Origin of the sequence: Kitasatospora sp. NPDC093558, assembly GCF_040683475.1 — a bacterium.
GTDB lineage: Bacteria > Actinomycetota > Actinomycetes > Streptomycetales > Streptomycetaceae > Kitasatospora.
On record NZ_JBFBDY010000183.1, the window covers coordinates 2,671 to 12,040 of the forward strand.

Genomic DNA, 9,370 nt, shown 5'->3' on the forward strand with positions numbered 1-9,370 from the left:
GACTACGTGCGCCACGTCGTCAAGCAGGACCCGGTGTTCGGCAAGAGCGCCGCCGACCGCAAGAAGCTGTGCCAACGCCGCCGTGTCGATCAGCTGGGACAGCCCCCACCCCGTCAACGTCTCACGAACCAGTCGTCGAGCGTGACTCACAGACTCGGGTTGGTAGGACAACAGAACCTCGGCCGACGGGACGACCGGCGGAGAACCAGCACGAGGAGGCTCGCAAGCCTCCAGCAACGTGCGATTCATGGCCACTCCAAGATCTGGCGGGCTTCGCGCTTCTCCAAGGCTTTCGTGGCCACCTCACCGAATCCGTTGAGATTTCGTCGTTCGCGAGCACGGAGAGGAACGACAGATCTACGATTTCGGAGCCACGCTGCGCCTTTCGGTATCCAAGACGCTACGCCGCGTGACACATCATCTCGACGGACTGTCAGTACGGGTTATCCGCAAGACTCAAGGCCAGGGAGACTCCCAGTGGCTGTTCATCCGCCGCATGGACCGAGAAAAACACCGACCGGCAGTCCGCCTTTGCGTGACCACGTCCCGGAAGGTGCCATCGCCGGCTACCTCTTCAAGGTCATCCGCGAACAGATCCCACGGACACAGGACGACCTGGCGGGTGACCTCGGAGTCGACAAGAGCACTCTCCAGGGCTGGGAGTCCGGGCGGCGCCCACTGTCCTCCACAAGGGCGGGGAACCTGATCGCTGTCCGCCGGAGGCTGATCCTGCTCGGCGCGCCGAGCAGTCTCGTCGAGATGCTGGGTACCGCCATCGATGCGGATCTGCTGCTTGGCGAGATCCTGAGAGTCGATCCGGCGGCACGCCTGGAGGACCACCCTCTTGCCGGCTGGGTCCTCACGCGTGAATCGACCCACATGATCGGCTGGGCAATCAGTGGCGTGCTGCCCGCGGTAGTAGCTGCACACTCGACGCTTCCCGCCGCACGCCGTGGACCCGTGTCGACCTCACCACTTTTGGCACCGGGCATCCGTGCTCGGTTCTACGAGAGTCTTCGGACAACGTCCGAAGCCGCCGAACGCGCTGGTGAAGACGCTGCGCTGCTTCGTCGGCAGGTTTGGTACCTGTCCTCATACGACCGCGACTGGGATGCGGCCGCCTGGTTCGAAGGACTCCGCCGACGAGGAGCAGTGACCGCGACCGTCGAGGGCTGGTCCCCCGGCTGGGCCGAGGCCAGGTCGATCGCCGCGACCTTGGCCCGACAAGGCGACCCGTCGCTGATGCGGGACTTCATCAACCGGTCCATCGCCGACCACGACGAGGCCGAGTCGGCCAACCTGAACTACTGGGCGCATTGGCTCGGGCTGGACGGCCGGCCGCAGACGGACGATGCGTTCATGGCCGAGCGCGACCGTCCAGTGTGGGACGCCTCGGCATTGCTCCGTGCGTTCGCGCTACGAATCGACCGCGCCGTCGAATACACAGACCTGTATGTCCATTCGATCTGGGCTTTGATCGTCTCACGCCGCGGCCTGCTCGAATCCTGCCCGCACACGGCGCGCGAGCTGGTAGGAAGAGTGATCCCCCTGCTCGACGGCAACACTCTGTCCATGGAGTCGCGGCGGGAGTTGGAGTCCGTGCACTACGGTCTCCGGATAAGCGGCTTCAGCGCGTGATCGAGAGGGCGGCGATGGCAGACGACACGCAGGCGCAGGCGAAGGGCACGGCGGGCTACCTCTTCGAGGCGGGAATGCTCAAGCGGGCCAAGCGGTCGGGCTGGTGGATCGCGGGGGTGAAGGACCCGGAGACCATCGCGGAGCACTCGTTCCGCGCCGGGCTGGTCGGCGCTATCCTCGCGATGATGGAGGGCGCCGACCCCGCCAAGGTCGCGCTTCTCTGCCTGTTCCACGACACGCAGGAGACCCGGATCGGCGACATCCCGCACATCGGCCGCCGCTACCTCACCGCCGCCTCCAACGAACGCGTCACCGCCGACCAAGTCAGCGCCGCGCATCCAGCCGTGGTCTCGGGCGTTCAGGCGATCGTCGCGGAGTACGAGAACGGCGACAGCCCGGAGGTCGTCGTGGCGCACGACGCGGACAAGCTCGAATGCCTGCTCCAGGCCGTCGAGTACCGCGAGCAGGGCTACCGGAACGTCCAACCCTGGATCGACAGCAGCCTCGCCGGCCTCAAGACCGACTCCGCCCGTCAACTTGCCGATGCGGCACTGTCGATGACCACGCTGGAGTGGCAGAAGGTCTACCTCGGCCAGTGAGCACCGAACGACCGGGACAGCCGGTGACGCCACTGCATTCGGTGTCCGTAGCGGGTGTCGTGGTGCGTGGTGACGGACCTTTTTCGGGACCCGCGGTGTTCTCCGCGGGGCCCCGGCCGCGTGTTGGTGGGCCCGGCACGAGGTCGAGTCGATGCTGACCATGCTCCAGTCCACGCGACCATCGGCATCGGCGTCGGTCAGGACCGCCTGGAGGACCCGGTCCCAGGTCCCGTCCGCGGACCAGCGCCGATGCCGCTCGTAGACGGTCTTCCAGCTTCCGAATCGCTCGGGCAGGTCACGCCACGGCACTCCGGTCCGGACCCGGAACAGGATCCCGTTGATCACCTGGCGGTGGTCGCACCATCGTCCGCCTCGAGCACCGAACTTCGGCAGATGCGGCTCAAGCCGCATCCACTCGTCGTTTTTCAGATCTCCCCGCCCCACGACCAGAACAACGATCCCATCGTCGGACGGTCACAAGATCCGCCGGACGGGCCCTAACGCCCAGGGCTGGTTCTCGTGTCGAGAACCAGCCCCGAAGGCGCTTGCGGGTTTCGTCCCGCAGCCAGCAGTGTCACGTCCGCTCCTCCGGGGAAGAGCAGATCAGCGCCGCCGTTGCGCAGGAAGTCGGCCGGGCCGACTTCCTGCGCAAGCGGTACGCCCCTCAGCCGCGGTTTCCCCCCGGGAGAACGCAGCGGTCGTAGACGAGTTCACGCAAGCCGCCGGCTCGGCCTCGCACCACTTCACGGGCCTCCAGCTGCCGGTCAGCCTGGTCATGGCCGATCCCATCGACCAGGCGCTCGGTGGCGGTGGGTCACTCGTCCAAGCGCAAGATGCCGGCGTCATCACCTTCGCCTCTGCACCGCTCCACGGTGGCGAGTTGCCCGGCCTGATGACACCCGAACTGGTGGAGTTCATTCGGCCAGGCCTGTCGGCTGCTGCGGCTGCACTCCTGGTGGTTGCGTCCTGCCCTGGCCTTGATGTGGTCCTCGTGTCCGCCAGCACCCCGGATCACTGGGACGATGCGGCCAAGGCCGTGACCGTTCCCCTGGCACCTGAACATCTGAGGAGCATCCTTGATGAACTCGCCGCCGGATGAGGCGACCCGGACCCGCATGGAATCCGCCCACAACACCGCAGCCCTGCTGCTGGGCTGCACGACCTGATCGACTGGCCGGAGGACGGGTATGTCTACCAGGCCGAGGTCACGGACTACGTGACCCACCCGGTCATCTCACCGGAGCGGGCTGACCTCGCCCACGACCCGGGCCTACCGAACGAATGGTGGAGCGGCCTGCGCCGCGCCCTCGGCCGGCTCGGCCAGGCGGAGGGAGTTCGCGTCACCGTCCGGCCGGAGTGGATCGAGCGAGCCTTCCCGCAGTTCCTGGGCATCCCGGCACCGGAAAAGGTCGAGCGGGTCACCGGCCATGCCGATCTGCACTGGGGCAACCTGACGGCCCCGCTCACTCTGCTCGACTGGGAGCGCTGGGGGCAGGTTCCCGTCGGCTACGACCCGGGCCTGCTTCACGCCAACAGCCTGCTCGTCCCCAGCGTGGCTGCCCGTCTGCGGTCGGAGTTCGCCTCGGTGCTGGACACTCCTGCCGGCCGGATCGGGGAACTGGTCGCCCTGGCCGAGATGCTGCAAGCGGTTGCCCGCGGTTGGTACCCCGAGCTGGCCCCGTTGCTGGCCGACCGCGCAACCGAGCTGACCGGCGTCCGACCGCCCACCATCACCACTGAGGATCACGTCGTGCTCTGAGCATCCAACCCGACCAAAGAACCCCCGCAGCCAGGCTGTCGGGGGTTCTCGCTGCGAGAACCAACCCCGACCCCGAGATTGCGCAGGAAGTCGGGCGGGCCGACTTCCTGCGCAGCGCAACGGCGGTGCGGGTCAGCCGCGGTTGGCGGCCGGGAGGACGTAGCGGTTGTAGACGAGTTCGCGCAGGACGTCGTCGCCGCCTTCCACGATCGAGACGTAGCGGACGTCGCGCAGGAGCTTGCCGATGACGGAGTCGTGGGTGTAGCCGTGGCCGCCGAAGAGTTCGGAGCCGGCGGCGGCGATGTCGAAGCCGGTCTGGCCGCAGAACATCTTGGCGGCGAGGGCGGACTTGAGGGTGCCGCGGCGGTAGAACTCCTGGGCGGCGTCGGGGCGGGCGGCGATCTCGTCCCATTCGCGGGCGGCGGCGAGGCACTGGTGGGTCATGACGTCGATCTGCATCTCGAACTGGCCGAGGCGCGCGGCGAAGACGGGGTTGTCCTCGAGCGGGGCGCCCTTGATCTGCTTGGTGGCGGCGTAGTCCATGCACAGGTCGCGGACGCGGCGGGCGATGCCGAGGGCGGTGGTGGCGATGAGGATGCGGCTCGCGTTGAGGCCGATCTCCAGGAGGCGCAGGCCGTTGCCGGTGAGGGCGTGGTCGGCGGGGACGCGGACGCCCTCCAGCAACACCTCGTACGTCGCCGACGAGCGCACGCCGATGACGTCCCACCGCTTCTCGACCACGAGGCCGGGGGTGTCGCGGGGCACGACGACGGCCTTGTAGTCGCCGGGCTCGTCCGTCGAGCGGGCGATCACGACGACGAAGCGGGCGAAGCCGGTGTTGGTGGAGAAGGCCTTCCGGCCGTCCAGCACGAGGTCGTCGCCCTCGCGGCGGACGGTGGTGGTCATGCGGCCGAGTTCGCTGCCGGCCTCATGCTCGCTGCCGAGGGTCGCGCAGAAGCCGGGGTTGCGGACGAGGCCGGGCAGGTACTTCTGCTTGAGCTCGGCACTGCCGTACAGGTTGACCATGTTCGTGGCGAGGACGGTCATGAAGAGGGTGAAGGCCGCGCCCGCGTCGCCGTAGGAGAGCGCGGAGACGATCCGCACGCTGTCCTCCAGGCCGACCCCCGCGCCGCCGTACTGCTCGGGCAGCCACCAGTTGGCGAGGCCGGCGTCGGTGAACGACTTGTAGAGCGGCAGCGGCGCGTCCGACAGCGAGTCGAGGACGGCCTCCTGCCCGATGAGCTCCTTGCGGACGAAGTCCTGGACGGCGCCCATGCGTTCGGCCTGGTGCATCTCGATTCTCCCCGTTGGACGGTGTTCTCGCTGAAGGTGTCTGCGGGGAAGTGTGACCGGGGCGGCTAAAGCATCGGCTGCGCCGAGCGGGGGCGACACAAGGCGGGCACCACGTCCGCGCATCCAATGCGGTTGGTGTCGGCGGGATCGGCCTCGCGACGAAGCCGAAGCGGCCTGGCCTTGACGATGCTCAGCCCTCCGGCCTGCGCGTTGACTGCCAGTTGATGCTACGTCAATTGGCGTCGGCCACACTGGCGATACTGAGCGACAAGCCCTGTCGCCCGTGTCCCGCATCTTCCGGAGGGCCCCGTCATGAGCCGCCCCGCCGCCCCCACCCGCCCGGACACCCACGAGATGGTCATCGTCCACCGCGTCTTTCGTCGCGAGTTCCGGTTGGCACCGGGTCTGGTTCGCGCCACCGCGAACAACGACACGGTGCGGGCCCGGCAACTGGCCGATCACCTGCATGAGATGCTCACCGCGCTGCACCATCACCACCAGGGCGAGGACGACCTGGTCTGGCCCAAGCTGCGAGAGCGCGCCGCCGGCCTGGACACCAACTCCGCTCTGGTGACCAGGATGGAGGAGCAGCACGCGCGGGTCGCCGTCCTGACGCGCGCCGTCACCGACCTGCTGGCCCACTGGGAGGCGACCGCCGCACCCGCCGCGCAGGATCTCCTGGCCACCACGCTCACCGACCTCGCCACGGCCCTCAACGAGCACCTCCAGGAGGAGGAAGACCTGATCCTCCCCTTGGTCGCCCAGCACCTGACCGTCGCGGAGTGGCAGGAGCTGGCCGCTCGCGGCCTGGCGAGCATCCCGAAGAAGAGGCGCCTCGTCTTCCTCGGCGCGATCTTCGAAGACTGCACCGCTGCCGAGGAGAGCGCATTCCTCGCCGTTCTTCCGGCCTTTCCCCGCCTCCTCTGGCGCCTCGCCGGCCCCCGCGCGTACCGCACTCACATCTCCCGCCTCCGCCAGGGCCTCCCCACCACCTGACCACCACCTTGCCGAAGCCCCGCCCGACCGACTGGTCACAGAACCCGGCGCCGTCCCGACGCGTACCCGGGCGGTGCTGTCGGCATGGCGCAGGACGGCCTGTGCGATTGCCGATCGGCGGAGCGCTGAGCCGTGATCCGGCCGCGCCGGTCGAAGCGGGGGCGGTGAACCTTCCGGCGGGGCGCCTCACCACGTGGCGGAAGGTCCACCACCGATCGCCGACCCACGTCGTCGTCGAAACCGCAGCCGGATTCAGGCCGTGAGGGCGACACGTCGCATGCTGTGGCCTGCCGCCTCCGCAAAGGCGTTCGGACGGAAGCGTGGTTGCCAGTGGATCCGGATGTGCTAGACCGCTGCGCCGAGGGCCATCGGGAGGGCCTGGCGGCCGTTGATGTCGAGCTTGCGGTAGACGCGGGTGAGGTGTTGTTCGACGGTGCTGACGGTGATGAAGAGCTTGACGGCGATCTCGCGGTTGGTGCAGCCGTGGACGGCGAGGATCGCCACGCGCCGTTCCGAGTCGCTGAGTTCGGAGCCGAGTGGGGCGGCGGTGGCGACCGGCGCCTGCGGGCGTTGCGAAGGGCGGGGCGAGTGGCCGAGGACCTGGTCGTGGAGCGTTTCGGCGCCGCATTCGCGGGCGAGGTGCCAGGCGCGGCGCAGGACGATCTCGGCGCGGCCGGTGTCGCCGCGTTCCTTCAGGACCTGGCCGAAGTCGTCGAGAGCGAGGGCGAGTTCGTAGCGGTCGCCGCAGCGGCGGAGGTCCTCGACGGCCCGGGTGAGGAGGGCCTGGCGTTCCTTGGGTTCGCCGAGGGCGGCCTGGAGGCGCAGCGTGGTGCCGGAGACCTTGGGGTGGCGGGCGTCGGGGGTGGCGAGCTGGTCGGCGACGAAGCGGGTGGCCTGGGTGACCTCGCCGAGGCGCAGGAGGGCTTCGGCGGCGCCGGTGCGCCAGGGCAGGATGAGCGGGCGGTCGATGCCCCAGCGGCGCATGGTGCGGCCGAGGTCGAGGAAGTCGCCGAGGGCGGCGTTGAAGCGGTGGACGGCGAGGTGGTGGCGGCCGCGCGCCCACAGGTAGGCGAGGCCGTGCACGGAGCCGGCGAGGCCGTCGGGCTGGGCGCGGGAGAGTTCGCGGGCGGCGTCGTCGTGGCGGGCGAGGGCGGTCTGGGCGCGGACGAGGGTCGCGGTGATGCCGGCGGCGAAGAGGCTGTCGACGCCTTCGGGGCCTTCGGGCAGGAGGGCGAGGGCCGCCCGGGCGCCCTGTTCGGCGGCGGCGAGGTCGCCCTGGCCGAGTCTGGCCTCGGCGTTGAGGGCGGTGAAGAGGGCCTCCCAGCCGACGGCGCCGCTGCGGGCGGCCTCGGCGCGGAAGACCTGGGTCCAGGTGGCGGCGGTGGCGGGATCGTCGCCGTGGAGGAGGCAGCGGACGGCCTGGGCGACGGCGGGGAGGGTGCCGTCGGTGAGGTGGACGCCGCGCAGGAACTTCTCGACGGCGGTGGCGGCGCCGTTGCCGGGCGCGTGGTCGGGTACGCGCCAGAGGGCGATCGGCGCGCCACTCTCGGCCCACTGCGGGAAGGCGGTGAGGCCGTCCAGCGGGTCGAGGCGGCGGCTGCGCACCGGACGTCCGGGCGAACTCACGGGCGAGGACGGCGTGTTGAGGCGGGCCATGACCTCCACCGCCTCGTCGATGCGGCCCTGGACGGTGAGCAGGCGGGCCAGCGGTACGAGGCCGTCGGTGTCGAGCCGGCCGTCGCGCAGGAGCCGCAGCGGTTCGGCGAGGTGGCGCTCGGCGGCGCCCGGGTCGGTGCGTCCGGCGGCGGCGGCGATGCGGATCCGGAAGCGGGCGCGCTGCTCCTCGTCCGTGCTGCCGCGGAACGCCAGGTCGAGGCAGGCGACCGCGCGGTCCACGGCGCCTTCGGCGAGCAGCTGTTCGGCGGCGGCGCACAGGACGGGCGGCGCCCACTCGGGCATCGGGCCGCCGGCGGCGAGGAGTTGGGCGGCCACGGCGTGGGCGGGCAGGCCGCGGCGCTGGGCGAGGGCGGCGGCGGTGCGGTGCAGCGAGCCGCGCGTCTCCGGGTCCATCCAGTCGAGGACGGCGGCGCGCGCGACGGGGTGGCGCACCTGCGCGTCGGTGGTGAAGCCGGCGGCGTCGAGGCCGGCCAGCTCGCGGGCGACGGCGGCCGGCGTGACGTCCAGCAGGCGGGCCACCAGCTCGGCGGTGGCGAGCTCGCCGAGCACCGCCAGGCCTTCGGCGACCCGGCGGGTGGCGGGCGGGCAGCGGTGCAGGCAGGTGATCACGGCCTGGGCGAACGGCCCGGTGGCGGTCGGCTCGGCGCCGGTCGGCTCGGCGGGGGCGGGCCCGTCCAGCGACTCCAGCGACGCCCCCCGCTCCTCCAGCAGCGCCCGCAGCAGCAGCGGGTTGCCGCCGGAGGCGTCCGCGAGCGCGCCCGCGGCGGCCTCGCCGAGGCTTCCCCGCAGCGCCTCGACCATCGCCGCGCGCTCCAGCCGTTCGAGCCGCATGCGCCGGAAGTTGGGCAGGCGCAGCAGTTCGGTGCGGAACAGCGGGTCGGCGGCGCGGAACGTCGGGTCCGCACGGAACTGCGGGTCGTCGCCGCGCTCGTGGACGGACTCGGAGAGCACCAGCACCAGGCGCTCCCCGCGGCTGCGGCGGGCGAGGTGCAGGAGGTAGCGGCGGGACAGGTCGTCGGCGTGGTGCAGGTCGTCGACGCAGATGACGACGGGCGCGCTCGCGCCGAGGCGCTGCACGGCGGTGCAGAACGCCTGCATCGCCTCCACCCGCGACGCCCTCGACGGCGCCGCCGCCACCTCGCCCGAGCCCGCGCCCGAGGCCGACGCCGCGCCCGAGCCCGAGGCCGAGCCCGCGCCCGCGCCCGCGCCCGCGCCCGCGCCTAACGCCGCCGCCTCCGACGCCACCGCGGGCGCGAGGCCCGGCGCGCGGTCGGCCGCGCACGCCGCGAGCTGGGCGATCACGCCCAGCTCGAGGTCGCGCTCGTCCTCGATGGCGATGGCGCGCAGTACGACGGCGCCGCCGGCGGCGGCCCGATCGGCGGCGGTCTCGGTGAGGTCGCTCCGGCCG

The 9,370-nt window shown here is 71.1% G+C and carries 7 protein-coding genes and 2 pseudogenes; 5 read left to right on the forward strand and 4 right to left on the reverse strand.

The window, feature by feature from the left end; all coding sequences use genetic code 11:
• Positions 1-249 (reverse strand): annotated as a pseudogene (locus tag AB0O00_RS18775) (hypothetical protein); the annotation flags it as partial.
• 228 nt (positions 250-477) lie between these two features.
• Between AB0O00_RS18775 and AB0O00_RS18780 the strand changes: the two are divergent.
• Both AB0O00_RS18780 and AB0O00_RS18785 read left to right on the forward strand, forming a co-directional pair.
• The gene (locus AB0O00_RS18780) at positions 478-1,638 is read left to right on the forward strand and encodes a helix-turn-helix transcriptional regulator (protein ID WP_363653120.1); all 1,161 of its coding nucleotides are present in this window, start codon (positions 478-480) and stop codon (positions 1,636-1,638) included.
• A gap of 14 nt (positions 1,639-1,652) precedes the next feature.
• Positions 1,653-2,237: an HD domain-containing protein gene (locus AB0O00_RS18785; protein WP_363653122.1), complete on the forward strand. Its 585-nt coding sequence runs from the start codon at positions 1,653-1,655 to the stop codon at positions 2,235-2,237.
• 84 nt (positions 2,238-2,321) lie between these two features.
• Here AB0O00_RS18785 and AB0O00_RS18790 read toward each other — a convergent pair.
• A pseudogene (locus tag AB0O00_RS18790) lies at positions 2,322-2,681 on the reverse strand (IS5 family transposase); the annotation flags it as partial.
• 331 nt (positions 2,682-3,012) lie between these two features.
• On the opposite strand from AB0O00_RS18790, the gene AB0O00_RS18795 reads away from it, so the two are divergent.
• The gene (locus tag AB0O00_RS18795) at positions 3,013-3,336 is read left to right on the forward strand and encodes a hypothetical protein (protein ID WP_363653124.1); all 324 of its coding nucleotides are present in this window, start codon (positions 3,013-3,015) and stop codon (positions 3,334-3,336) included.
• 117 nt (positions 3,337-3,453) lie between these two features.
• Positions 3,454-3,996: a hypothetical protein gene (locus AB0O00_RS18800; protein WP_363653126.1), complete on the forward strand. Its 543-nt coding sequence runs from the start codon at positions 3,454-3,456 to the stop codon at positions 3,994-3,996.
• Between the two features lie 132 nt (positions 3,997-4,128).
• On the opposite strand, the gene AB0O00_RS18805 is transcribed toward AB0O00_RS18800, so the two are convergent.
• Positions 4,129-5,289 carry an acyl-CoA dehydrogenase family protein gene (locus AB0O00_RS18805; protein ID WP_363653127.1) on the reverse strand — a complete coding sequence of 387 codons (1,161 nt, stop codon included), beginning with the start codon at positions 5,287-5,289 and terminating at the stop codon, positions 4,129-4,131.
• 312 nt (positions 5,290-5,601) lie between these two features.
• Between AB0O00_RS18805 and AB0O00_RS18810 the strand changes: the two genes are divergently transcribed.
• The gene (locus tag AB0O00_RS18810; protein ID WP_363653129.1) at positions 5,602-6,285 is read left to right on the forward strand and encodes a hemerythrin domain-containing protein; all 684 of its coding nucleotides are present in this window, start codon (positions 5,602-5,604) and stop codon (positions 6,283-6,285) included.
• A 345-nt stretch (positions 6,286-6,630) separates the two neighbouring features.
• Here the strand turns inward: AB0O00_RS18810 and AB0O00_RS18815 are convergent.
• Positions 6,631-9,370 (reverse strand): LuxR C-terminal-related transcriptional regulator (locus AB0O00_RS18815; RefSeq protein WP_363653131.1); only part of this gene is annotated, 2,740 nt, incomplete at its 5' end.